19 protein-coding genes and 1 pseudogene are annotated in these 26,693 nt (G+C 45.4%); 11 read left to right on the top strand and 9 right to left on the bottom strand.

Translation table 11 applies throughout. The features are described from left to right. Positions 1–139: 139 nt before the first annotated feature. From AACT52_RS34125 to AACT52_RS34115, 4 genes are all read right to left on the bottom strand, one after another. A complete protein-coding gene (locus tag AACT52_RS34125) occupies positions 140–886 on the bottom strand; it encodes a CAP domain-containing protein (protein WP_073628295.1) in 747 nt (248 codons plus the stop codon). A 733-nt stretch (positions 887–1,619) separates the two neighbouring features. Next, complete coding sequence (locus AACT52_RS34120) at positions 1,620–2,390, bottom strand: pentapeptide repeat-containing protein (protein WP_073628293.1); 771 nt, start codon at positions 2,388–2,390, stop codon at positions 1,620–1,622. A gap of 110 nt (positions 2,391–2,500) precedes the next feature. Beyond that, positions 2,501–2,647 (bottom strand): hypothetical protein, encoded by a 147-nt coding sequence (locus AACT52_RS41615; RefSeq protein WP_445263940.1) that lies wholly within the window; start codon positions 2,645–2,647, stop codon positions 2,501–2,503. A 165-nt stretch (positions 2,648–2,812) separates the two neighbouring features. Further along, positions 2,813–3,406, bottom strand: coding sequence for a pentapeptide repeat-containing protein (locus AACT52_RS34115; protein WP_073628292.1), 594 nt, complete (start codon positions 3,404–3,406; stop codon positions 2,813–2,815). 244 nt (positions 3,407–3,650) lie between these two features. On the opposite strand from AACT52_RS34115, the gene AACT52_RS34110 reads away from it, so the two are divergent. The 3 genes and pseudogenes from AACT52_RS34110 to AACT52_RS34100 form a co-directional block, all read left to right on the top strand. Then, positions 3,651–4,058, top strand: a complete 408-nt coding sequence (locus tag AACT52_RS34110) for a hypothetical protein (RefSeq protein WP_073628291.1) — start codon at positions 3,651–3,653, stop codon at positions 4,056–4,058. Positions 4,059–4,133: 75 nt separating this feature from the next. After that, complete coding sequence (locus AACT52_RS34105) at positions 4,134–4,508, top strand: hypothetical protein (RefSeq protein WP_073628290.1); 375 nt, start codon at positions 4,134–4,136, stop codon at positions 4,506–4,508. A 324-nt stretch (positions 4,509–4,832) separates the two neighbouring features. After that, positions 4,833–4,958: pseudogene (locus AACT52_RS34100) on the top strand (IS1096 element passenger TnpR family protein); the annotation flags it as partial. Between the two features lie 86 nt (positions 4,959–5,044). On the opposite strand, the gene AACT52_RS34095 reads toward AACT52_RS34100, so the two are convergent. Further along, positions 5,045–8,182, bottom strand: coding sequence for a hypothetical protein (locus AACT52_RS34095; RefSeq protein WP_073628289.1), 3,138 nt, complete (start codon positions 8,180–8,182; stop codon positions 5,045–5,047). A gap of 811 nt (positions 8,183–8,993) precedes the next feature. On the opposite strand from AACT52_RS34095, the gene AACT52_RS34090 reads away from it, so the two are divergent. The 4 genes from AACT52_RS34090 (at position 8,994) to AACT52_RS34075 (ending at position 13,258) form a co-directional block, all read left to right on the top strand. After that, positions 8,994–11,360 carry a general stress protein gene (locus AACT52_RS34090; RefSeq protein WP_233153816.1) on the top strand — a complete coding sequence of 789 codons (2,367 nt, stop codon included), beginning with the start codon at positions 8,994–8,996 and terminating at the stop codon, positions 11,358–11,360. Between the two features lie 104 nt (positions 11,361–11,464). Continuing rightward, positions 11,465–11,935, top strand: a complete 471-nt coding sequence (locus AACT52_RS34085; RefSeq protein ID WP_073628288.1) for a BON domain-containing protein — start codon at positions 11,465–11,467, stop codon at positions 11,933–11,935. Positions 11,936–11,996: 61 nt separating this feature from the next. Next, positions 11,997–12,431 (top strand): CAAD domain-containing protein, encoded by a 435-nt coding sequence (locus tag AACT52_RS34080; RefSeq protein WP_073628287.1) that lies wholly within the window; start codon positions 11,997–11,999, stop codon positions 12,429–12,431. 404 nt (positions 12,432–12,835) lie between these two features. After that, positions 12,836–13,258: a hypothetical protein gene (locus tag AACT52_RS34075; protein WP_073628286.1), complete on the top strand. Its 423-nt coding sequence runs from the start codon at positions 12,836–12,838 to the stop codon at positions 13,256–13,258. A gap of 73 nt (positions 13,259–13,331) precedes the next feature. Here AACT52_RS34075 and AACT52_RS34070 read toward each other — a convergent pair whose 3' ends face one another. Then, positions 13,332–14,003, bottom strand: coding sequence for an HAD family hydrolase (locus AACT52_RS34070; protein WP_073628285.1), 672 nt, complete (start codon positions 14,001–14,003; stop codon positions 13,332–13,334). 185 nt (positions 14,004–14,188) lie between these two features. On the opposite strand from AACT52_RS34070, the gene AACT52_RS34065 reads away from it, so the two are divergent. The 3 genes from AACT52_RS34065 (at position 14,189) to AACT52_RS34055 (ending at position 18,313) form a co-directional block, all read left to right on the top strand. Continuing rightward, positions 14,189–16,501 carry a cation:proton antiporter domain-containing protein gene (locus AACT52_RS34065; RefSeq protein WP_233153815.1) on the top strand — a complete coding sequence of 771 codons (2,313 nt, stop codon included), beginning with the start codon at positions 14,189–14,191 and terminating at the stop codon, positions 16,499–16,501. A gap of 553 nt (positions 16,502–17,054) precedes the next feature. Then, positions 17,055–17,789, top strand: coding sequence for a Crp/Fnr family transcriptional regulator (locus AACT52_RS34060; protein WP_073628283.1), 735 nt, complete (start codon positions 17,055–17,057; stop codon positions 17,787–17,789). Positions 17,790–17,902: 113 nt separating this feature from the next. Beyond that, entirely contained in the window at positions 17,903–18,313 is a 411-nt protein-coding gene (locus AACT52_RS34055) for a response regulator (protein WP_233153814.1), read from the top strand. Positions 18,314–18,320: 7 nt separating this feature from the next. Here AACT52_RS34055 and AACT52_RS34050 read toward each other — a convergent pair whose 3' ends face one another. Both AACT52_RS34050 and AACT52_RS34045 read right to left on the bottom strand, forming a co-directional pair. Next, positions 18,321–19,871: a metallophosphoesterase family protein gene (locus AACT52_RS34050; RefSeq protein WP_073628280.1), complete on the bottom strand. Its 1,551-nt coding sequence runs from the start codon at positions 19,869–19,871 to the stop codon at positions 18,321–18,323. A 30-nt stretch (positions 19,872–19,901) separates the two neighbouring features. Then, on the bottom strand, positions 19,902–20,882 hold the full coding sequence (locus AACT52_RS34045; protein WP_073628278.1) for a YegS/Rv2252/BmrU family lipid kinase: 981 nt from the start codon (positions 20,880–20,882) through the stop codon (positions 19,902–19,904). A gap of 651 nt (positions 20,883–21,533) precedes the next feature. Between AACT52_RS34045 and AACT52_RS34040 the strand changes: the two genes are divergently transcribed. Continuing rightward, positions 21,534–22,154, top strand: a complete 621-nt coding sequence (locus tag AACT52_RS34040) for a Uma2 family endonuclease (protein ID WP_073628276.1) — start codon at positions 21,534–21,536, stop codon at positions 22,152–22,154. Positions 22,155–22,291: 137 nt separating this feature from the next. Here the strand turns inward: AACT52_RS34040 and AACT52_RS34035 are convergent, their stop codons facing one another. Then, a complete protein-coding gene (locus AACT52_RS34035; RefSeq protein ID WP_073628274.1) occupies positions 22,292–26,692 on the bottom strand; it encodes a PAS domain S-box protein in 4,401 nt (1,466 codons plus the stop codon). Position 26,693: the final 1 nt, after the last annotated feature.

Below are 26,693 nucleotides of genomic sequence, written 5' to 3'. Positions count from 1 at the left end.
TCAGCTATTTCATTCTGTCTTGACGCGTATATTCGCGCTTTCTCATGTAGCGTAGGTTCCAGAAGAATGGCTAAAATCTAGATTTTATAAGAGTATTCAGACCAAATTGCATGATTTTACTCTACGCGTGGACTTATGCTTAATTACGTCCAACTTGGGCAATTGATTTTTCTTCATATCCTGCTGCGTAGTCAATCACGCACATCGTTTTGTATTGGGCATGAGTTCCAGAAGCAACTCCAGCCACTTGAAAAGCAGGGTTAAAGATGTTTTTTCTATGACCGCGATTTGGTACTCCATCATCCACAATTAACTGCATAACAATATCAGTCGCTGTACTCTGACCATAGCTGATATTTTCCCCAGCACTAGTTTGCCAATTTCCGTAGCGGTCCATACGAGTCGCTGGATCACTCCCATCGCTTCCAGTGTGACCTGTTGTACCTTTTGGACCATTATCGTTGACAAGGTCAAGAGCACCCAAAGACATTCCCTGAGATATCGTTAAAGCACCAACCGGAGTGGCGGACTGGAGAAATGCAATTGCTTCATCAACGGCTTTCTCCCCTTCTATTGTTTGCATGAAGACTTGATCAGCGACTTGGACTCGGTTACCTTGAAAGCGCTGTTTATAGTTTTCCAAGATAGAGATGTATGCTTTGGGATTTGTCCTAACCTTGTTCATCTCAGTAATGACTTGTTGTTCCAATGACGCATTTGAACTTACCTGTGTCTCTAAAGTAGGATTAGCTGCTTGGACTTCGCTGTTAGCAACATTCGGTACAGATAAAGCGTCTGCTAAAGATGGGCTAGAGAGAAACAGTTGAGAACTGCAAGTTGCTATTAGGGCGATAGGGAAAAACACACCAAATTTACTGTGACGCATACATGACCTCACGGTTGTTACAAGGAATTATTTGGATTTGTCTCTAAATGCACCGAGTCCTGCTTGGGGAACGGCAGTAGAGTTCAATCTCAGATAGCACTTAAACTGAACTCTTAACTCTGCATCTAAAGTAACTTGGTGAAACCTAGCCAGCAAACAGTGCGCCTACCGAAGAAGAACTTGTGAAGAAGTACTTGCGATTCTCCAGCTACGTACGTGGTGATTATATGTATATAAATTGACTTGAAATCCAGACTGGGCTAGTCCAATCTTGACTTACAGCGCTTCTCAATTGCATAAACTACAAACCACATGGTAGGGGCACAGCAAGGCTAAGTGCCCCTACAAGCCAACCTGTGTTCTACCCAATTGAAAACTGCTGTAAACCACATGCCGAGTATATATGCGGTGGTCTTAGAAGTTCATAAAGCAGGTACAAGCTTTTATGCTGGCACAGAGCCTAAAGTCGCCGCACCGGAAGATGCACGGAATGTTGCTTTTTCAATATGAGCCGGGCAAGGATTGCTTTTCCTCTCTAGAGGGAACTTTCTTTCTAACGTTTTATTGCAAGTCAAGTACAGTCCTCCCATTCATTTTTCATAGGAGAGAATGATGATTTTTGCAACTGTCAACCCATTTAAAGTACGAGCAGCTAACACTGTTCGACTGGTAGGGAATCACCGCACTTATAGGGCGGTGAGGATGTCAATAACCGTACCGTATTGCCTACACTCTAAAATGGCAAAAACTGAAGCAACAAAGAGCCAACACTGCCGACAAAATCAATTAAATCGGGTTTGGCAGGTTTTACCGTCGTTTCGTAGGGTGTTTGCAGTTCTTTGATAAAAGCTTGTGCTGTTTGCATTCCGCTGCTATTGCTTTGGGATGTAAACAGTTTTTCAGCGACTTGGGCGTCTTGGAATGCACCTTGTCGGTCAAATGTTTGGTAACGGGCGATACCACGAGCTAGGTAAGCACCTGCATAATCAGGTTTGATGACAATAGCTTGGTTGAAATAATCAATTGCTTGCTGTTGGTTGCCTTTTTGCGCTTCGGCAACACCCCAAGCATAAAATTCTTCATGTGTAGCAATTTGCGATGGTATGCCTATTGCTCCTTGCAAGTTAACACCATTGAGAGTCGCACCATTCAATTGAGCGTTAACTAAATAGGTATTTCTCAAATCAGCACCCTCCAGATTTGCCTGATTGAGATTAGCACCGCTCAGGTTAGCACCAAATAAACCAGTACCGCTCAAGTTTGCACCCCTCAAATCAGCGCCGCTTAAGTTAGCGCGGCTGAGGTTGGCACCTGCAAGATTAGCCCCGCTTAAATCGGCTCCTGATAAATCAGCCATCACCAAACCAGCAGCAGTTAGGTCACAATTTTGACATTGTTTGCTTGCCAATAACTGTCTGATGTGTTGAGGATTTGCTGCTTGGGCAGTCTGGCTCAGGCTGATCAGAGTTAAAAATGCGGCTGTGGCTAAAATTTGGCTTTTCATAATTGGTGTCGCAATATCTTGCCCTGAAAACTCAACCTTTGAGTACACAAGAATATAAGTTTATATTTTTTTTATTTTTTAGCCGTATGCATACCGTTATGAGGTATGATTTAGTTATGCTGTTGAGTCAATGTGAAAGTAGGCAGACTTTGTCTGGTGTTTTCTCTAGCTGTATGAGCTGAGGAAAACCAATTGAGTTCTGCAAATAAGCTCAAGGTAAACGTTAGAGTAGCAGCTAATAATAGTTTTTCCAGCATAGGTCATTCCCCCACAACCGCTTAGTCATCATCAGTATTTATAATCTGGCTATAAATATGATTTATATTTACTCCCAAGCTAAGAGATAAACGAATTTGGGGAAAGTGACTTCTATCTAGCCTTCCGGTGACGCTCATCACACATACAGCTTGCGTGCGCTTTAGCTACCTAAAATCAACTCCCTTGGGCATAATTGCGCCATTGAGGTTTGCACCTTCTAGATGAGTACTTTTTAAAATCGCTCCTTCAAGGTTAGCATCATCAAGATTGGCACCCCTGAAGTCGGCACTACTGAGATTAGCATTGCTGATATTGGCATTTTTCAGATTTGCACCACCCAGATTAGCATTGCTCAAATTAACATCACTCAAATTAGCATTTTCCAGATTCGCACCACTGAGAATAGCACCGCTCAAATTAACACCGCTCAAGTCAGTATTGGCAAGATTCGCACCGCCTAAATTGGCGTTACGCAGCTTCATTCCCCGTAAGTCCTTTCCTTTCCAATTAACGCCACCAAGGTTTTTTCCAGGTTCTTGCTGTTCTTGAATTGGTACGACTGGTGTGTGTTCTGGTGGCGGAACTAATGTATCTACAGGGACTTCTGTAATATCTGGCGCGGTTACTGTTTGGTTTGGTGCTGCAACTGGTGTTTCTACACTTTTGAGCGCCATGTATATGCCAACTCCAGCCAAAAGAGTTGCTCCAGTCAGTACAGCAGAGAGGGTGAAAAGCAAATTTTGGCGTTGCTGATACATTTGTGCTGCCTCAAGGGTTTGATATTAGTTTTCGGAGATGTCTAATCATTATGTGAGATCATTCTCAATATTAATACATAGATATAGGGGTTACGCCCGAAGATAAAGCACACGGTATCTTACAACTTAGCTTTCTAGGGTAAAGCAGCTTTATTAAAATAATTTTTCCACAGAATCAGGAAACAGCCCGTACAAAGTTGTATAATACTTTAGATTTCCACGTCCTCCTGACTCAAATAGTTATATGTCAGACTTTTTTGAATCGTTTGCTAATTCAATTAAAGATACTCGGCTTTCCGATAATCCATCTGAAGTAAGAGAACGACTTCAATTGTTGGAACAGTCGTTAGAGATACGACAAAAAGAGATTCTGTCTTCCAATAATCCGTGTGAAATAATATCTCTGGAAGATGAACAGGTAGAAGCGGTTTACGATGATATACAAAAAACATATCGAATAGATACCATCAGTCAAGTTGCTAGTTCACCAATTACACAAGGTAGAAACAGAATTATTAATGCAACAATCGATGATACAAATAGTCCTAAAATTATTATTAATAATTCTCAAATTCGTCTGACTATAATATTAAACAATTTCCAAGATTTAAAAAATCTACTTAATTCTTTATTTATAAAATTTTGGAGGTAATTATTTTATCTGGATGAATAAATTGGAAAAAAGTATTAAATCAAATTAATTTTATTTACTTAGGAGTAAATCTAAATGACTAATGAATCTAACAAAAAACCTAATAAATCCTATCAAATAGGAAATATAAGCGACGTTAGTGATTCTCCAATTACACAAGGAGAGAACATTACAACAAATATAACAAAATCAAATAGTAATAATACCCCCATAGATTTAAAAGCAGAAATTCGTAAAACGTTAGACGAACTTGCTAAAAATCCTATAACTCAAAAGGAAGCAGTAGCAACTGAAGCTATCAAAGAGGAAATCAAGGCTAACCCTACCCTCAAACAGCGATTACTTAACGCTTTGAAAGAGGGAGGTACAGAGGCATTAAAAGTAATATTCGAGCATCCGGTAGTTAGTATTTCCATTGAAACGATTAAGGGATTTTTAGAAGCAAAATAAGATAATTCTGAAATTTAAATTAAAATTCTATCGGCTGACCGCCAAAGCGCTTATGAATAGAATCAAGTATAAACCACACCGGATTCATTCAATCATCAAAAATAAACCCCTACTTCAATCACGAGGTAGGGTTTTTGTTTAAATCAGATTATCAGGTAGGTCACTAAAGCATTGTCTAAGCTCTTGATATCACGAACTTCTACAGGTTCTGTAGTATTCAAAACGAGATGGGCGAACCGTTGAAATGAGAATAAGGAGAGCGATTTTTTTCGGGGGAGATGGCATAGAGCCGAGATGGGACTGGCAATGCGGTAAGATGACCTAATGTCAGATTCTGAGCAACTTGTCATCTACCAGCTTCATATTTTTATCTTGGGCATCAGCCCCATGATTTGGCGTAGGGTCAAAATCCGCAGCGACAGTACAATCGCCGATTTGCACTACATGATCCAGACTGTAAGGGCACAGCAATGCTGTGCCCTTATCGCAAATTTGGTCTATTTACCTGAAAACAGCTGTAAGCAACAAAGGAGAGTTTATCCAAGGAAATTGATACCCGCTACAGCTACTGCTCCCCCAAGCGCACTGGCTGCAAGCGAAGTCAACGCAGTCCCAAATAGCCACCAAGCAGCACCTGCAACGGCTTTTTTGGCTTCAATACCTTGCTTTTTCGCTTGTTCCTGAACTGCTGAAAGGCGTTTTTGAACTTCTTGCTGGATGCGTTCAGCACGATGCAGTACGCTATCCCGCGCGGCTTCGATTTGGTTGACGATGCGGTTTGCATCTTCCTCAGAAATATCCTCACGCGAACTCAACAGAGCAACTAGAGTACCACGGTCGAAGTGACTGAGGCGATCGCGCAACGCATCAAATCCTGCTTGGGGATCGTCAAACACTTTAGCAAAGTCTTGCTGAATAGCTTCATAGTTGAGTTCCGGACGATTCAGCGAGTTGAGATAGTTGCGAATTCTGGCAAAAACCCCATCGATGACTGATGTCACTCTTTGCTGAATCTGCTGGAATTGTTCGACTATCGAGTGGCGAGCAGATTCAATTTGGTCTACAATCCGATTTGCCTCTTCTTCTGAGATATCCTCACGTTGGGATAGCAAAGCGACAAGTGTAGAACGGTCGAATTTGGAGATGCGATCGCCTAAACTTCCAATTCCGGCGCGTGGATCTTGGAGCAGCAATTGCAAATCGCGCTTGATACTTTCTGGATTAAGTTCTTCTTTATTCGTGTTGCGCAGGTAATCTTCCAGATTTGCCTCAAAGTCCAGAACTTGTTTTGTGGCGCGGTTTGCCAAGCGTCTTGGCGCTCCTATTATACGACTAATCGCTTCTTGTAGCTGATCAATGGTTTTGTTAACTTGCTCTTCGCTCAAATCTCCCCGTTGACTCAACAGTTTAACCAAAGTTTCGCGATCTACACCAGACAGGCGATCGCGTAGTGCTAAAGCACCCTCTTTGGGGTTATCGAGTAATTTTGCTAAATCTTGCTGGATACCTTCTGGGTTGAGTTCTTCCAGGTTGGTATTACGCAGATATTCAGAAATAGCACTGATGGTTTGCTCGTATTGCTCTTTGGCTGTATCCGCTACTTTTCGCGGTGCTTGCAAGACGTTATCGCGTACCGATTCCAACTGGTCAATAATTTGGTTGACTTGCTCCTCGCTCAAATCTTGACGTCCAGAGAGTAATTTGACTAACGTATCGCGGTCAAATTGGGATAGGCGAGTACCCAACAGGCGAATTCCTACTTCCGGATCTTCCAGCAGAATTCTAAATTCGCGTTTGATACCTTCAGGATTGAGTTCTTCTTTGTTGGTATTGCGCAGATATTCTTCTACTCTTTGGCGCAGTTCATCAGCTTTTGCTGTTGCTTGTTCTTGCAGTTCTCTGGCTCGATTTAAAACATTGTCGCGAGCGTGTTCGACTTGACTAACAATATTATTAGCTTCCTCTTCGCTAATATCTTCACGCTGCTGCAGCAACTGTACAAAGGTATCGCGGTCAAATACCTTAAAGCGCTGCGTTAAATCTTCAAAACCAGCCTCTGGATCATCCACCAGCTCCGCAAACTCTTGCTCAATAGCTTCAGGGTTGAGTTCTTCTTTCCCTGTTGAACGCAGATAATTTTCCATGCGACTGCGCAGATCTTCTGCTTGTTCTCGTGCTTCCGCTTGCTGGACAGTTTCTAAAACTTCCGTGCGCACATTTTCGAGTTGAGAAGCAATTTCCTTGACCCTCGCTTCACTGATGTCACCACGTTGCGTTAGCAATTGACCAAAATACTCTTGGTTGAGTTCTTCCAATTCCCGTCTGACGGTAGCGGGGTTTGCATTTGGATCGTAGATGACGTCTTTGAATTCATCTAGAAGTGTGATGCGGTTGAAATGCCAAGGAAAAGAATTCTGGATGTAATCTTCTACATCTGCCTTGATAGTATTATCATCGCCTTGCGCCGGAATTGTTTGAGCTACTGTCTCAACGGTTTGCTCTCTAAGCTTTTGCAGCTGTTCTGTAATTTTCTCGATGTCTACTTGCTGAACTTTACCTTGTAGCTTTTGCAGTTGACTTGTCAGTTTTTCAAAATCGACATCCGACAAATTTACCCTGTTTAGCACTGCTGGCGCAACGGCGCTCAAGCCATATCTAATTGCTTGCTTCATCACGCCATTGCTTTCTTTGCCATTACCTCCTCCGACTGTCACCAATTCTTGCAGTCGTTCACCTAATTGATCTGAATTTAGTTCTTCAGGAGTTGCAGACTTGAGCAAATTAATGACTTGTTCCGTGGGATTTCCGCGACTCAACGATTGTTGCCAAGCGGCTTGAAGTTCGTCAGCAATGCGATTGACATCTTCTTTGGAAAAGTCTGTGCGGCTGCTGATGACATCAACAAAGGTCTGGCGATTGATGTTTTTCAGCAAGTCACTATCGGCAATAGATCCCAAATCTGCATCTTTGAGAAGGTTATCAAATTGACCACGAATTTCTTTTAAATCCAGTTTTGGTAATGGTAGAGAAGCCAAAGAACTTTGTAGCGTATTTCTAAGACTATCAGCATCCAAACCTGAAGTGAGTTCGCGACGGACTGCGGCTGTAATGTCCTCAGCGGTAGAAACCACCTGTTTTCTTGTAGCATTAGCACCAATGGCAGCAGTTGCTGTACCCATCAGTCCTTGAAAGCCAGAAGTGGCAGTGCTGACGACAGTACCAATTAAGGAACCTACCGCAGATGAACCCACCCACACTAGCAGGGAGAAGTAGGTAGACCAAATGACGACACCAATAATCGCCCCTAGAAATGCACTCTCAATCAAGCTCAGTTTCACCGCTAGAAAACAAGCGATAAATAATGCAATACTAGCTGTTACTAGCGCCCACAAACCAACTGTGCCTTCAACTTTACGAATCGTACCACCCAAGGTTTCTGATTCATTATCAGGAAATGAGTCAGTTCCCAAAGATGAAATTCCTACGGCAACTGAGAAATTTGTAAATAGTAATTGGAAGGCAAATGCCATTAGGACACCTGCTACCAAGGCAACAAAAATTTTTGGGCCAGAAAAGAGAACGGATGCTTCTTCTGGAGTGACAATTGCCTGAGCCAATGTCAATGGTGCTAATTCAATTTGTGACCAACACTGATTTAAAATATTTGGAATCATCAGCTTTTCCTCGCTCTAGCTTTAGTCAATAGACTGGCACAAATAACGTTAACTAGTGGGGGTATAAAAATGTAGATGAACCTTTGAATTAATTTTTCTTACACCTGTACAAGCGCAATGCATAACACTCCTACACCCTTGAACCTAGTCAAAACAGTTATGTCTATTTGCACCTAGTTACATATCACCTTAGCTAGCAGCGGCTTTGGCTTCCACTTTCTTAAGTGATATACTCTTTTACCAAAAGTATGAAATTAACATATTAAATTTTCTATACTTTTATTAAATATCTCCAAAATAAATTTTATTTTATTCCTAAACAAATATTGAAATATTGTTAACACTTCAAGGTAGCAAGGTTTAATAACGACAACAATTCCTTATCATGAAATATAAAACTATTTTTTAATAGGTATTATTACTTCTTGACAATTTAGAATTAACCTCTATAGCAATCGTCCGCATATTCGTAAAAATTCATCTTATGCCGATCCCCGACTTTTTAAAGAAGTCGGGGATCTTGTTTTTTCACAAATCATTTAGAATTGCTATAGATTGCCTAAAAAAATTGTTGATCATTCAAATTACAATCAAACATAAAAAAACTAAAAAATCAATTTATAACATGACAGTTTGATTTTTGAAAATTAAAACCCACTAAAATTAACATTTAAATTTTCTAATCCTAACGGTAGATCCCAAAGTTACCCCAGTAGATTGATGTCAAGTGTCATCAAAATTTGTATATATAAGATTAATGGCTTCCCTAAAAATTACTGAATAACTAATTTTACTATTGAGGTAACAAGGCATGGTTATAGGTGTACATAATAAGCGTGCTGTAGGTGTATTTTCTCATCGTCGAGATGCAGAAAACGCGCTGTATGAGTTGAGAAATTCCGGCTTTCCGGTAGATAGAGTATCTGTCATTAAGCGGGATGCAGACCGCAATGATGAAATTGCAGGTGCTGAGGTACGGGAAAATGTTGGTAATAAAGCTGATGAGGGTGCTACAGTCGGGGCAGTTTCCGGCGGTGTTTTGGGCGGATTGACAGGGTTGTTGGTCGGTCTTGGCACTTTAGCGATTCCAGGAATTGGTCCAATTATGCTAGCTGGAGCAACTGCAACTGCTCTGGCTACAACTCTTGCTGGAGCAGGTATTGGTGCTGCGGCTGGGAGTTTACTTGGTGGATTGATTGGTCTAGGAATTCCTGAAGAAAGAGCCAGAGTTTACAACGAACGAGTAGAGCGCGGAGACTATTTAGTCATCATAGATGGTACAGACGCGGAAATTGCCAGAGCCGAAGAGATTTTAAGACGGCAAGGAATTGAAGAGTTTGAAGTTTTTAACCGACCTGGTGTTACAACTGGAACAGCGGATTACCTGCCCGCAACTGCTTTAGGTACTGGCGTTCCCAATACGGGTTTTGGTGCAAACAAACACGCTGTTGGTTACTTTTCCCATCTGAATGATGCTGAAGCTGCTGTTAACGATTTGCGTTCTGCGGGCTTTCCTTTGAGCCAAATTTCCCTATTTCATAGAGACTTGTCTCGACGGGAACCGTTTGCAGGAGTGAACATCACGGATCGCTTTGATCCGATCAGATTGGGACTCCCAGATGCTCGTGCTCGCTTCTACAATGACCGAGTCAATCACGGGGACTATGTAGTTGTCGTCAGCGGTACAGATGATGAAATCCACCGCGCTGCTGCAATTTTAAGTAGACATGGAATTCAAGAGTGGGAGATTTACGACCCAACTGTAGTAAGTTCTACTCAACCTGGAGTTATTGCAGCACCTCTGCAAAGAAACAGACGAGCAATCGGTGTCTTTCCTCACCGCCGAGATGCAGAAGCAGCGCTGAGTGATCTGCGAGATGCAGGTTTCCCATTAAGCCAAGTATCCTTGATTGCCAAAGACGCAGACGGTACTCACAACATCGCTGGTACTGGAGTGAATGTCAATCCGGATGCAGCTAAGGGCAATAAAGCCGATGATGGTGCAAAAGCTGGCGCTGCGACAGGTGGTGCATTAGGCGGTTTAGGAGGCTTGTTAGTTGGGTTGGGCGCATTAGCCATTCCTGGAGTCGGTCCTGTGATTGCGGGTGGCGCAGTAGCCACCGCTTTGGCTACAACCCTTGCCGGTGGTGCAATTGGTGCAGCGGCTGGTGGTTTGGCTGGGGGACTTGTTGGTTTGGGAATACCAGAAAACCGGGCAAAAGTTTATAGCGATCGCATCAACAGAGGCGATTACTTGGTAATCGTTGATGGTACTGAAGATGAAGTTCGCCGTGCGGAACCGATTCTCAAACGTCACGGAATTCAAGAGTTTGACATCTTTGACGCCGCCGATACACATGGTGTTCATCACTCAGGTGTTCATCACTCAGGTGTTCATTCTGGAGTTGGTACAGCACCTGTGCAAAGAAACAGACGAGCGATCGGTGTGTTTCCTCACCGCCGAGATGCAGAAGCAGCACTGACTGATCTGCGAGATGCAGGTTTCCCATTAAGCCAAGTGTCGTTGATTGCCAAAGACGCAGACGGCACTCACAACATCGCTGGAAGTGGAGTGAATGTCAATCCGGCTGCAGCTAAGGGCAATAAAGCCGACGAAGGTGCAAAAGCTGGGGCTGCGACAGGTGGTGCATTAGGCGGTTTAGGAGGCTTGTTAGTTGGGCTGGGTGCATTAGCGATTCCTGGAGTCGGTCCGATACTTGCAGGTGGCGCAGTCGCAACCGCTTTGGCTACAACCCTTGCTGGTGGTGCGATTGGTGCAGCAGCTGGTGGTTTGGCTGGGGGACTTGTTGGCTTGGGAATACCAGAAAACCGGGCAAAAGTTTATAGCGATCGCATCAACAGAGGCGATTACTTGGTGATCGTTGATGGTACCGAAGATGAAGTTCGCCGTGCGGAACCGATTCTCAAACGCCACGGAATTCAAGAGTTTGACATCTTTGACGCCGCCGACACACATGGTGTTCATCACCCAGATCATGACCGAGGTGTTCGTCATCAAACAGCAGTTGTGAATACGACTCCCAACGAAATACCAGTTGTGAATACCACTTTCAACGAAACACCAGTTGTGCATGGTACTTCCACGAATTACTCGTCAGGGTATGACGAAAACGATCCAGCGGTGATCATTGTTGACCGTCGCGACGAAACTATTTAGTAGTTAGTAGTAAGTAGTTGATGGTGAATACATCAACTACTCACTACTAAAAAAAACTAACGATGAATTCATGACTAATAACTATTGACAAAGGACTGATAAAAATGAAAAAGCTAACTCCCTTCTTAATAAGTTGCGTTTTAGTTTTTGGTGCAACTGCTTGTCAAAATCCTGCTAAAACTACTGCTGATGCACCCGATACGGCGACAAAACCAGTGACACAAGCGCCATCTCCAGAAGCTACAGAAGCTGCTCTGAAAGATGCTCAAAGTGAGACCCGCAGAAACCAACTCAATGCTGACATTCGCGCTCGCGAGCAGCGAAATAATACTTTTAATGATGGTAAAGCTACTAACAGAAGCCCAAACAACTTAGAAAGCGAAGTTCGCTCCAAATTGGAGGCTAACATCCCCAACGGTCATTTAACAATTGCTGCTGCAGAAGATGGCACAGTAACAGTATCGGGAACTGTGGTAAACAAGGATCAGATAGCTAAAATTGACCGTTTGGCAAAAGAAATCAAGGGCGTTAAACAAGTCATTAACAAAGCAACCGTTGCTCAAACAAAAAGCTAACGCCGCTGGTAACTAAGCACAATAGTCAAACTGTTGTGATTGCAAAAAAAATAGAGACACTATGGACGCCAACCTACAACAAACCGAAGTCGTCGATTCCACTTCTAACAATGCTATAGCAGCGCTTGAAGGTTCAGCAGTTGGAACTCAACCACTCCTTGCCCCTGCTACTAAACCTAATACAAAATTGCAGCAAATTGGAACACAAAGCTCAGAGTTTTTAGCCAATTTACCTGACTACATACTTAGGTTTTTCATTACATATAATCAGCAGATTCTTACTGTTGCCTTAATTTTTGCCGCAATTATTGCACTCAAGATACTTGTGGCAGTTCTGGATGCAATCAATGATATTCCGCTGGTATATCCAACCTTTGAGTTGATTGGAATTGCTTACACAACCTGGTTTGTTTTTCGTTATCTCATTAAAGCTTCAACTCGGCAAGAATTAGTCGCCCAAATTCAGTCTATTACAAACGACATCGCTGGTGGTTAAAATTTGCACGCCTGTTGATAACTACCCAAATTAAATAGTGAATCAAAAAGCTTGCTGTTTTGCCATGAATGCTTAGTTGAGAACTTGCGGTCAAGTAGAAAATTTAACTTATACTTGACCGTTTTAATAATTTCATACATTTTTCAGCTAGTATTAACTAGTCTTATAGCAATCCTATTTCATTTGTCAAAATTGACCTGATTCAGATCCCCGACTTCGCCAAAGTTGTCGGGGATCTTGTTTTTTCAATTTTATATAAAGATTCATTATAAATATATCTGAAGATAGAGAAAATAGTGAGTTTGTTAAGTTAAATCACTTCTAAAGATAGTTTATTCTTCATTATTAAAAGCATAATCTGAATCTTGAAGAAGTTTGAGAGATTTTTTAAAAGGACATCAATTATGACAAATGCAAATGAACAATTTAAGAAAAACCAAGGAGTAGATTCATCTGATCGTGTTGCAGATGATAATTACGATAGAGGAATTGTACCAGCCGAAACTGCTGCTCGTCGAGAAAGAGAAGGAGACCTTTTCAAAACAACGCCTACAGAACAGAGAGAGGCAGGCGCAATTACTGACGACCAGACTCATCCAGGTGACAGTATCCGTACTACAGACGGCTACACAGTTGACAAAGAAGGTTTGTTAAATAACTACGCTGTTGAACCGGAAATGTACTACGAAACACCGGGTGATGCGCGACAAGAAGCAGCAGAAGACAAAGCACACCGTACTGAAGAACTCATAGAAGTGAATGAGGATCAAGAAGGTCAACTGACAATGGAAGATGACAAGCGCGGTAGAGGACCAGGAATTGTTTAATTTTGCCACTTCAATGTTTATCTGATGTTCATAAAGGCACTGTAGCGATGATTAGGACAAAATATAATCCTAATTATCGCTTTCTGTTTGCTAGAGGAGAATGCTCGTATTGCGCCAAAAGGTCAGCCGGATCGTTGTAGATGGCGATCGCCCCTGCAAGTTCACTGTCCTTAAAGCCACCGCAACGAAACGCAATGACATCCACACCCGCCGCGTTTGCAGACTGGATGTCGTAAGGTGTATCGCCTATCATCACAACAGAGTCAGGTGGCATATTCAGCTTGCTGAGTGCAGCTTCCACAATATCTGGGGCTGGCTTCGAGGTGTCGGCATCACTTGATGTTGTTGCTTCATCAAGCAGATCATCCACTTGAGCAGATTTCAGCAACACTGAAAGTTCTTCACTTTTTGCTGAAGTGGCGATAATCAGCCGCAACCCGTCATCCCGCATTCTCTCCACCAGTTGACGCGTACCATGAGCGGGAGTTACGTTCGGTGCATATTTGTTGATGATAAGTTTTTTGCGGTGATCGGAGATTTCCTTTCCCTTGCCTTCCTCTGCAGAAAGTTCTGGCACCAGCTTGGGAACAACTTGATCGCCTCCCATCCCAATCAGCGGTCGGACTTGCTCAAATTTTATCTCATATCCAAAGTCCTTAAACGCTTCAACCCAAGCATGGGCATGAGCATCATTACTGAGAACTAGTGTTCCATCAACATCTAAAATTACGCCTTGTAATGCCATTTTAATATTTCCTATTGCTCGCGCATAAAGACTTGTTTCTAATACGCTACTAAGAAGTCGATGCGATAACCTCTTTCGCAATAGTTACTTATAGTGGTATAAAAACTGTTTCTATTAATCCTGCTTTAGGAATTGAAATAGCTCGTAGATAGATGACTTACACTTGCTAACCATCCAAGATTATTGTGGCTGCATCATCATCAGGAACGTTAATAAAAATCATGAATGCACTCCTCGACCCTTTACTTGCGGCTGGTGCAGTCGCCGAAAAAGGTCCAATTAAGCCCCTTGGTCACCACGAGTTGCTTCTGGTATTGCTGGAGTTAGCTCTGCTGCTTCTGGTTGCCAGAGGCTTAGGCGAACTCATGCGTCGAATCCAACTGCCACCTGTGGTTGGCGAACTCCTTGCAGGGGTGCTGCTCGGTCCATCGCTATTCGGCTGGATTCTGCCAAATTTACAGGGGCATATTTTTCCCCACAGTCAGGCACAATCTGACCTGCTTTCGGTTGTCTCCTGGTTAGGGGTGCTGTTTCTACTGATTGTGACTGGATTGGAGACAGACCTTAACCTGATTGTTAGCAAAGGCAAAACAGCACTGCTGATTTCGTTGGGAGGAATTGTCATCCCCTTCGCCACTGGACTGGGGTTGGGCTGGTTTCTGCCAGAGAATTTTTTAGTGAACCCTAATCAACGTTTAATCTTCAGTCTGTTTATTGCTACCGCTATGAGTATTTCGGCAGTCCCGGTGATTGCCAAAGTACTGATGGATTTAAAGCTGATTCGGCGCGACATTGGTCAGGTGACTCTAGCGGCAGGTATGACGGATGATACCATTGGCTGGATTCTGCTTTCAGTCGTATCCGGGTTGGCAAGCAGTGGTAAATTCGATTTCCAAACAATATTTAGGTCGGTTGGTGGAGCGTTAGTATTTTTAGGATTTGCCTTTACCTTAGGGCGATCGCTCATGGCTTGGGCGTTTCGCTGGGTAGATAATTACATTGGTGGGGCAACGGCTAGTTTGTCGGCTCTGCTTGTACTGGCGTTTGGTGCCGCCGCCTTAACCCACACTTTAGGGATTGAAGCTGCACTCGGAGCGTTTGTCACAGGAATTCTGGCAGGGCAATCGCCGCGCTTTAGTCGGGAAGCAGGGCTGACTCTAGAACTCATCACTTCTGGGTTTCTGGCTCCTATCTTCTTTGCTACAGCGGGATTGAAGGTAGACTTACTAAAAATGCTAGCTCCTCAAACATTAGTGATTGGCTTGGTGGTGCTAGCGATCGCCTGCTTCGGCAAATTCACCGGGGCTTACATTGGTTCTCGTGTGGGCGGCTTGAGCCACTGGGAAGGTATCGCGATGGGTTCGGGGATGAATGCCCGTGGCGCGATGGAAATTATCGTAGCCACTATCGGCGTTTCCCTGGGTGTGTTGAATCCACAGATGTACTCGATTATTGTGATGGTGGCGATCGTCACTTCACTCATGGCTCCGCCTTTATTGCGTTGGGCATTGTCCAAAGTGTCAATGAGTGAAGAAGAAGTCCAACGCCTAGAGCAAGAAGAACTGGCAAACCGCAGCTTTATCAAGCGCATCCGCCGGGTCCTGATGCCCTCCCAGGGGGGACCGAATATCACCTTAGCTGCCCAGTTAGTCAGTCATCTGGCGCATCAGAATTCCCTAGAGGTGACGGTTCTGTTTGCCGAAAGCGATAAAAAGCCCAGACGTAAATCAGTTTCTACTGTGGCAACTGCCGTAAAAGAAACCACAGCAGAAGCTGCTGTTGCTACCGTCGCAGAGAAGATTCAGCTGCCAACTGATGCGCCAGTCCCAGTGCAAACCAAGATTGAGTCGGGAACCAACAAGGCTGAGGTGATTTTAAAAGAAGCTTGCAAAGGGTATGACCTGATTGTGCTGGGCGCAACCGAACGTCAGCGTTCCAGAGGTGCCTTATTCAATTTGCTGGTTGATCGGGTCGTTCAGGAAGCCCCCTGCGCCACAATGGTTGTGAAGTCGAACCTATCCCAAACCGAGGAGCAGAACGGTACGAATAACTATCACAAAATCGGTCATATTTTAGTACCCACCAGTGGCACCGAGTACAGCCAACATGCGGTTGAGGTCGCTAGTACCATCGCTGCTGAGACTGGGGCGATCGTCACGTTAGTTAATGTCGTCAACCGCACTCAGCAGGAATACATTCTGTTTGAGGAGCAGACACTACACTCGGTAACAGACATTGCCCGACAAATTGTGTATCAGCAAGCCGAGTTGGCGCACGGATTGGGTGCCGAGGTAAAAACGGCGGTTCTGACAGGAGTTCCAGAGAATGAAATCCTTAAGTTTGCCCGCACTAGCCAAGTCGATTTGATTGTTATGGGTAGCAGTGTTCGGACAATATCCGGTCGGGCGTTCTTTGGTCACCGTACCGATGCCATCCTCAACAAAGCACCTTGTCCCGTCGCCGTGATTACGTTATCTGGCAACTCCTCGAGCTGTTGATTTCGGGGTGCTACTAACGATGCCAGCAAAATGTTAAACTTATAGGACTTACGCAAATAAAAGCGTTGTAAGTATTCGCTACCCCGCCAGAATGCCCTCTGGGCATTCTGGCGGGGTATCTCGTCTCTTCGCCCACGCTTGCTTCCAACCTCCGCACTTGTTGTAAGGCGGGTGGTTAAATGTTTTTTTATAGCGGTTCTTGTTTAAGTACAATACAAATTTTGTGGGGTGGGATTAATGCCATTGGTGTCAACTTAAGCTAAAACCCCTCTAAAATCTCGTTTCGGTGGTCTAAGTAGGAAATGCGGTGGGGGCGGCTAGTAATGCAAGTAAGGCAGGCAGAGCCTTCCAGTAGGCATTCCCAGCCTGAGGCTGGGAACGAGGTTATCTCTAAGAGCTTGTTCTATACTGGTTTTCACCTTAAGTTGACACGTATGGATTGCTGCCCGCCCGGATATAGGACGGGCAGGATGCCGAGCCCACAAGAATCAAGAACTGTGTTTTTTTCAATAGAGAACCGCTATAAATATCACTACAGTGAAGAAAATTCCTCATGCCCCAATCCATAGACTCCGTGCCAATCGAAAATCGGCTGCTCGCCGCACTCCCTGCTAATGAATACCAACGCCTAGTTCCCCACTTGGAACTTGTCAAAGTCTCAATCCATCAAGTTCTCTACGAGCCAAATGAACCGATCACCCACGTCTATTTTCCGCATCAGGCAGTGGTTTCTTTAGTTACCAGTATGGAAGACGGCTCGACCATTGAAGTCGGCTTGGTAGGTTCTGAAGGGATGGTGGGTATCCCTGTGATTTTGGGCGGCAACATGACGAACAATCAAGCGTATGTGCAGATTCCAGGCGCTGCAATGCGGATGAATGCAAATATACTTAAAACGGAGTTCAATCGGGGTGGACCGCTGCAAACACTGCTGCTACGCTACTGTCAAGCGCTACTTACCCAAGTTTCACAATCGGTAGCCTGTAACCGCTTTCATACCATAGAAAAGCGACTCGCCCGCTGGATGCTTTTAGTTCAGGACAGTGTAGACTCAGACGAGTTTGCGCTCACTCAGGAATTTATCGCCCAGATGTTGGGTACGCGACGCCCCGGTGTCACGGAGGCTGCTGGTACTCTTCAAAAAGCGGGAATGCTCCGCTACAGCCGTGGTAAAATTACCATCGTGAATCGGGAGGCTTTGGAAGCAACCGCGTGCGAGTGCTATCGGGTGATTTCTGATGAGTTCGCCCGCTTGCTGGCTAATCAGCCTGAATCTGATTCTAAATGAGCTTATTATGAATTATTTCCTGTGTCTGCAACCGTACAGACCCCAATGTTAAGCTTGTGTATACTACAGGATGGGCAAAAAACTAACTACACTAAGTTTTATTGATGTGTCATATGCAAAAGCTTGATGGTCTGCGGTTGCTCGTTGTCGATGACGATCCTGATGCGCGAGAGCTACTGACAATCCTATTTTCAGGGGACGGAGCAGAGATTATAGCAGCTGCTTCGGCTCTTGAGGCTCTAGAAGCACTGTCTTGTTTTCAACCGGACATGTTAATCAGTGACATCAGTTTGCCAGATGAAGACGGCTATTCACTGCTCCGGAGAGTGAGAAAATTGGATGCATCCCAAGGAGGACAGATTCCTGCCATTGCTCTGACGGCACATGCACTGGAGGAGGATCGCACACGTGCATTGTCAGCAGGTTTTGACAGACACCTCTCCAAGCCCTTTGACTTAGACGAGTTAACCTCCGTGGTGAAGAGCCTTGCTTGCCAAACAGAAGTGAGTCTAACAGGTGATTAAGTCAAACTCAAATTGTAAACGGCTCAACTTCATAATTATGCCACTGCCGTTGATACCATTCAGCAACCAAGGGGCGGATGATGAACTTGGGGTTGCGATCGCCTTTAACATCAATACGCAGACACGAGTAAGGTCGCCGCTTTTGAGAACCCTGACCGTTGCGACCGATAAACAGGTGCGATCGCGCCACTAACTTCTGATTTTCCATCAAATCTGCTCCCTCGGTCCGCTGTCGTCGCAGACTATAGCCACTCCCGCCGCAGACAATCGAGTGAATGTGAGAATCAGCACCTCCGGTGTCCATTGTCTCAAGATGTTCCAAGCAATGAGCATGACCGTTTAAGACCAAATCAACCAAAGAACGACCACCAGTCTTAGAACCTACTACCTTAGCGACTGCATTCAGCACTTCCCGTAAACGGTTACGAACTGCTAGAGTTTGCGCCTGTTGCCATTTCGTCGCCTCTGTTACGTAGGGAGGATGGTGGAAATAAATCACTCTTCCCCGAACATCTGCGGTATGCCAAGATTCAATCAGTCTTTGCTTCAGCCATTGAAGCTGGTCAGTATCAGTGACTGTTTTTTCGTCAGTGGCTAATTGCTTATCTATATCAACAATCATTTCCTCAATTTGTGATACCCGTTGATGCATATCATCGAGTTGCTCAGCTTCATGGGGGTTATCTGGATTGAGGTTTGCTGATTGCTCCATATATTGCATTTTCTGCTGTTCGAGTTCATCGCGGCGCACCTCCAATTGCTTGCGTTCAGCATCTCCTTCCTTTGTTGCAGGTAGCGGAGGCGGATCGTTAAATGTATTGGAATCGAGTGCAAAAAAGTCAATGCCGCCGTAGCGGAAGGTATAGTAGCGATTGGGAAGGCGGGTAAAACGCCCCGGCTCGTAGCGCAAACAGCGACCAGTATCTGTTTTTGCCGTGTAATGTTCGTCTAGGTGACGAGCGAGATCCCCTGGAAGCATAAACGCCTTGAGGTAATCCAGAAACGCCTTTGCATAGGCGTCACCCTGCCATGAACCATGAGCGCCAACATCTAGGTCTAGCTGCGACCCGAGTAGGCGACGCAACGGCATTGTTGCAAACGATACCAAGCCAAAGACAAGCGGCAGGTCGTAGTAATCGTGATTTCCTGGTACAGGTAGGATTGGTCGTTTGAAAATCATCCTGTCATAGGCAATGCGCTTGGGATGCTCTCCCCCTAGAAGAAACTCTCGATAAGGTTTGATGAAGTTTTCTTGATAGTACTCCTTTGACCCCACCAGATAGATAACATCGCCTGTATGCAACATGAAACGGCATTCTTGGCAATGGGGTTGCATCAGTTCGGCAACTTGTCGCTGAGGATTGTGTCCCCGGTGCCCTCCTGAACCACTGTCACCCACAACCAAAAACGAGAACTCTGGCTCATCAGAGCTTCCATCGTCCAGAACCAACTGAGTTTGGTCAATACCCCGTTCGACAATTATGGGGTCTTGCCAGCGCACCCGCTGGTTCATCTTGCGAATTTTGTCGGCGATCGCCGGATCGGATACCAGTTTCAACGCAACTTGCTCCTAAATACACATCTGACACTAGTCAGGAGAGTTTTCTGGGCTTGGTTTCTCCTCAATCGTCAAATTTGGCAGTCCCTCCAGTTTTTCTACGGCTTCCTCTTCTTCTCTAGAAGGGACAAAGATTTTCAAACCCGCCGGAATGCAGCGAATCTCTACAGGAGTTGTCCCTAAAATTTCTCCATCAACAACAATTTTTTGCGGAGGTTCAGTTGTGATTTTGAATTGTTTTGCTCGCAAATAACCAATGTCATTTCGCTCTGCGCCATTGCCAGCAGAAGCAGTTTGAAACAGATGAAACGCTGCGGCGATCGCTCCTGCCCTGGTAAGTGAAGCCACTATTGTTAAATCTAGTAACCCATCATCGACAATGATTCCCCCTGGTCCCTGAGCCAAGACTGAAGAGGGAGGTGCTGCATTAGCTACTGTGACTGCGACTGCGGAAGTTTTAATGATTTTGTCTTCTGTTTCAATTTCAACATCAAAGCTGTGTAGATTCCGCAGTTCTTGCAGTCCTGCAAGAATATATGCCAGAACACCAAACCGATTTTTTGCTTCCCGGTCTGCTCTTTCTACAGCTTCAGCTTCAAAGCCAATTCCTACCAGCAGTACCATTCGATGACCGTTACAATCGGCTGCATCCACAGTCCGAGTCACTCCTTGCAAAATGACTTGACAAGCTGCATCGATTGTGTCTGGTATTCCTAAAGCTGTGGCAAAAGCGTTTGCCGTTCCCCGTGAAATAATCCCCAAGGAAATATCGGTACTTACTACAGCAGCCGCAACAGCAGAGAGAGTACCATCTCCCCCTGAAGCAATAATGGTATCTACACCCCGCCTAACCGCTTCATGCGCTAGTTCTTCAGCGCTGATTTCTTCAGTTGTCAGTTGAATATCCAGGTCGATTTCCGGCTCTAGGATTGCCCGAATCATTGCCAAGTCTTGCTCTGAGTCACCCTGACCCGCGACTGGATTAAAGATAAGGCAGGCGGAACGATTCATAGGGTGCTATAAGTCTACGAACAAATTATGAATGTCTATTATAGTAATTTGCAAAAGACATTCGCAGCTTCTGTCTTGTGACAGGTTTCAGTAGGTCGTGAAGGGGAGTGGGGATTAGGGATTAGCCCTTCGACTTGCGAGAGGGCTAACACCGAGCGAAGTCGAGGTGTTAGGGATTAGGGATTGGGTTTCACATAAGTGCGAATTGAACGTAGGTGGGCACTGATTGCAGTCCACCTTCCTTGGTTATTGGTGAAGAGCAGTACCCACCCTACAATTTAATGTACTTAGTTGAGTGAAATACATTAAGAAATAAGAACCACAGATGGACACAGATGGACACAGATAAATTTGTATTTTATTCAAACGAGAAGCGGTATATACGCAGTTGTGTTCAAAGATATTAATTCAGGACTTACGCAAAAATCGCCCCTATGCTTAATTTATCGAACCGCCAAGACGCAAAGAGCGCGAATGACGGCTTTCCCTCCGCAGGCGACTGGCGTCGCCAAGAACGCCAAGAATTCGTAGAGTGTGCGTAAGTCCTATAATTGTTAAAGGGACAAGGTAGATTTGGGGAACAGGATTAAGATGTATGAACGCAACGCGCGTATTAGAATATTGAAGTGGATGGAACAATCATCAGGATAAATGACTCAAGCCTTAACCAAACAAATAACCTTCGATGAATTTATTGCCTGGTATCCAGAAAATCCGCAACGACGCTATGAACTGCATGATGGAGTCATTGTTGAAATGCCACCACCTACAGGCGACCATGAAGAGGTTGTGGGGTTTTTGGTTGAAGAAATAGTCGCAGAATACCGACGCTTAAAACTGCCTTACTTCATTCCCAAAACCGCATTCGTTAAACCGCTTGAGGGCAAATCAGCTTATTCACCGGATGTGCTGTTATTAAATCGCCCCAATCTCATAAATGAACCTCTGTGGAAAAAAGAGTCAACTGTATCCAGTTCCGCATCAATTCCCTTGGTGGTTGAAGTTGTCAGCACGAATTGGCGTGACGATTATCACAAAAAGCTTGCTGACTACGAGGAAATGGGTATTCCTGAATATTGGATTGTGGATTATGCAGCATTAGGCGGACGGGCGTTTATTGGCAACCCTAAGCAGCCGACTATCTCTGTCTACCAGTTGATTGAAGGTGAGTATCAAGTTAGCCAGTTTAAAGGAAGCGATCGCATAACTTCACCAATATTTCCAGAGCTTACCTTAACTGCCGAACAAGTCTTTCAGGTTGGCGCGGTGTGAATCAAGGTAGGTATCGCGTCCCTTATATAGCGGTTGGTGGTGTTGAGTGCAATACATTAAGAAATAAGAACCACAGATGGACACAGATGAACACAGATAAATCTGTACTTCATCCAAACGAGAAGCGCTATATTTTGCTAAAAATTCAGCAAGTCTAAAATCACAGCAACTAATGCGGCTGGTTCTACGGGCTTGGAAATGTGCTTCTCAAACCCTGCCGCGATCGCCTGTTGCTGATTCATCTCCCCTGCATAGGCAGTCAGGGCTATTGCTGGAATTCGCCCGCCTTGTTCTGCTGGTAAACTTCTCACTTGCCGCATCAGCATATAGCCATCCATCTCTGCCATGCCAATATCACTGATCAACACTGCTGGCTGAAACTGAGCTAAAACTGCTAAGGCTTCTGCGGCTGAAGCTACAGCTGTTACCTTTGCCCCTGATTGCTCCAAAACAAACGTGACATACTCCCGCATATCAGCAGTATCGTCCACCACTAACACTTTAATGCCCTGCAACCCTAGAGATGGTTCAGACGCTTTCATCTGTTGAGGCATCTCCTTTTGATGCTGCATCAGGGGCAGTCTCACAGTAAAAGTTGCTCCTTGATCAACACCTTTGCTCTCTGCAAAGACAGTACCGCCGTGCAGTTCAACAATTTGCCGGACGATTGCTAAACCCAATCCCAATCCGCCAAATTGTCTAGTCGTGGCGTTATCAGCTTGACGGAAGTACTCGAACACATGAGGGAGGAAATCGGGATGAATGCCTTTGCCTGTGTCGCTGACTGTTATTTGAGCTTGAGCATCTAAGCGTTCCAAGCGGATGTCCACCCGTCCGCCTTGGGGAGTGAATTTAACGGCATTAGAAACCAGGTTCCAGATGACTTGCTGCAAGCGACCTGAATCGCCTAAAATTTGCCCGATATTTGGCTCCAGCGCCGTTTGAATTTGAATCGACTTTGCTTGAGCTGCCAGTCGCACGGTTTCCAGCGCCGCTGTAATGGTCGTGGTAAGATTAACAGGAGTGACATTCAAACTGAGCTTCCCTTGAAGGATTCGAGAGACATCGAGTAGGTCATCAATCAGTTGCACCTGAAGTTTAGCATTACGCTCAATTGTCTCCAAAGCATAACTTGTTCGCTTTTCATCCAGCTTGCGGTTTTGCAGCAGTTGCGACCAACCCAAAATCGGGTTGAGGGGGGTGCGCAATTCATGGGACAGCACTGCCAAAAACTCATCTTTGACGCGATTCGCTGCCTCGGCTGTTTCTCGTGCTGCTTGTTCCCGTGCCAAAAGCCTTTCCATCTCTGCCTCAGCAGATTTGCGTTCGGTAATATCACGCGCTACACAATAAAGGAGCTTTTGCTCGACAAAGGGGGCAACACTCCACAAAATCCAGCGGTAGGAGCCATCTCGGCATCGGTAACGGTTTTCAAACGCAATGCTTGGTATGCCTTGGGCAAGCTTTTGCGCTTCAACTAACGTCTTTGCTCGATCATCTGGATGAACAAATTCGATATAAGGCTGTGTCGTTAGCTCTTCTGAGGTGTATCCCAGCGTTTCTGTCCAAGCCGGACTCGCCTGTAGGAAGTACCCATCCGTGTTGAGAATTGCCAACATATCGCGGGAAAGTTGAAAGAAGCGATCGCAATCTTCCTGTGCCCGTTTGCGCTCAGTGATGTCTGCAAGTGCACCAGGCAAAGCCAGAGGTTTGCCAGCAGTATCATACTCAACACGACCCCGTGCGACAACCCAGCGCTCATCGCCCCCGGCAGTATGGACGCGGAACTCAGCAATATACTCCTCCCCCGTCTCAATCGCCCGGTTAATCGCTGCTACAATGCGTGGTCGGTCTTCTTCGTGGATGGCACGCAAAAACATCTCAAGCGGCAACCCTTCTGTTGCCGCAGCCACTGGATCGACTGCGAACAAGTGAGCGAAGCCTGCATTGACGATGACGCGATCGCCAGGAATTTGCCACCTCCACGTGTAAACCGCTCCCGCCACCAAAGCAGATTCTAACTGCACGTGTGCATCCCGCAAGGCTTGTTCAGCTTGTTTGCGCTCGGTGATGTTAATCGCAACGCCCAAAATTTGGCGGGGTATGCCATTTGCCGTTCGATTAAATACAAGGCTTTGAATATATAGCCAACGCCATTCACCATTGGCATGACGATTGCGATACTCAATTGCGCGAACTGCTCCTTCCGGTGCTGACTGAAATTCCTCTAAGTAAGCGGATAAATCTGCTAAATCCTGTGGGTGAGTCAGCGTTGGAACAACATCTGAACCCATTGCTTGAATTTGCTGTCGCGTATAGCCCAACAAGTCCGTAATCTGACAATTAATGTAAATATTTCGCTGTTCAATCAAATCATACACAAATAAAACTCCGGGCATGGTTTCAGCGATTTGCTCAACAAAGCGCTGACTCTGTTGTAACTGTGCTTCGGTCTGTTTTCGCGCTGTGATATTCTCAAACGCCAATCCCAAACAATGATTCGGTAATGGAAAAGCTTTCAAGCTATAAATGCCTGCGGTAATGCCGTCCTCACTGTACGGAACTTCTCCTAAATCGAGGGCAAGTCCTGTACGAATCACCTCCGCATACTGCTGCACAAGTGGCGTTTGTAGCAGCATGGGAAAACTTTCAGCCATTGTTGTTCCAATTAATTGCTCAAAATTGATACCAGTGGCTTCTAATGCGGCGGGATTGGCAACCAACAGGCGGAACGAGCCAGGATCGTTGAGATTTTCCAGTTGCCAAACGACAATCCCAACTTGAGTATTGCGGACAACATCAACATAGAGTTGCAGACGTTGCTCTGCTTGTTTGCGCTCGATCAATTGTGCTGCTTGCCGCGCGTATAAGTCGAGCAGGCGCAACTCGCGTTCCGACGGACGATGCGGATGTCGAAAATGGGTGGACAGTACTCCCAAAATCTCACCGCTATGACTAAATAGCGGTGTTGATTGCACAGCGCGGTATCCGCCTTTCTCAGCGATAATACGTAAATCCTCAAAGCGCGGATCGGTCTGTATATCCTCCACGATCACCCGGCGACGTTCTCCTATTGATGTGCCACAGACTGCCTCTTCTGAGGTAACGGTGCGGAAAAAATCGAGAAATTCCTGTTTGAAGCCGAACTGAGCGACAATCTTCAGACTTTGTTCCTGCGGGTCGTAAATTTGTAGATTGCCCATATCCGCATGCAACAGGGCGTTCGCGCCTTGCGCGGCTCCCTGCTGGAGCATCGCCGCTTCCAGAATTTCTTGCAAAAGTGGCTCTAGTTCCCGGTCTTGAAGTAACTCCGTACTCAAGGAGTGCAGTCGAGTCATGTCAGCGAGTTCGGCAGTCAATTGCTCCTTGAGTGCCGCTAATTCCGCCTCATTCCGTTTTTGCTCGGTGATGTCCCGTGAAACAGAAAGCAGACGCACGACCTTGCCCTGCACGTCTAAGATTGGTGTGACAAGCACATCCCACCACTTCGGTGTCCCCTTTGCGGTGCAGCAAGACCCCTGAAAACGTCCTGTGCCTCCTGCTAAGGCACTTGCCATCGCAGCGTGGGCAGCCTCACTGTACTCGCCCTCCCACCACTCGAGCCACTGGCAGCCGATGAAGAAAGTGAGATCGTCAATTTCCGTCAGGCTTCGTCCTGGAGTGTTCATCGTCAGCAATCGCCCGTCCGTATCGAGAACTTTCACGCAGTCCGCAATACTTTCAAAAATTTGCCGATTGAACTCCTCGCTTGAGCGCAAAGCTTCTTCAGCAAGTTTGCGCTCCGTAATATCCGTAACTAAAATAGATACACCATTTTCACTAGGGTAAATGTGGTTTTCAAACCAGCGCTGTAAAGGGGGATAGTAGTACTCGAACTGAACTGCAGTTTGCTCTGCTACTGCCCGATGCGCTTGGGTGTAAAACTGGCTGCCTATTATATCTGGAAACACTTCCCAGATGCTTTTGCCCAACAGTTCTTCTCTGGACAGACCAACAACTTCTACCACGCGATCGTTGACATACGTGTAGCGCCACTCCCGGTCTAGAAACAAAAACTGGTCTTTAATGCAAGATAGGATACTGCTTAGGTTTGCTTCTGCCGCTTCTGCCTGAATGTGCAACTCCTGCTCACAATGCGCCGCTGTGCGATGCAACCGAGTCATCCTCAGCTTTGTTTTAATACGCGCCAACAACTCACGCTCAGAGAAAGGTTTGATGAGATAATCATCGGCTCCTGCTTCTAGCCCTTCAATGCACGCCTCTTCGTCACCGCGAGTAGACAGCAAGATAACGGGCACTTCTTGAGTTTGAGGATCAGCCCGAAGTACTTGCAATAATGCCAACACGTCCAATCTTGGCATCAGGACATCCGCCAAAATGAGGTCGGGAACCTGCTGTTGAATTGCAGTTAGGGCAGCCGCTCCATCCACTACCATCACCTGATAATGCTGACCTAGCAGGATTTTCAGTGAATCGCGCATCTGAGGGTCATCATCTACAAGGAGAATTCGAGAGGGTGTTGAGCTGTCGTTACCCATA

This window comes from Scytonema sp. HK-05, assembly GCF_963872035.1.
GTDB lineage: Bacteria > Cyanobacteriota > Cyanobacteriia > Cyanobacteriales > Nostocaceae > Kalymmatonema.
The sequence above is the reverse complement of the archived record's forward strand: the minus strand, read 5'-3'. Positions and strand labels throughout refer to the sequence as shown.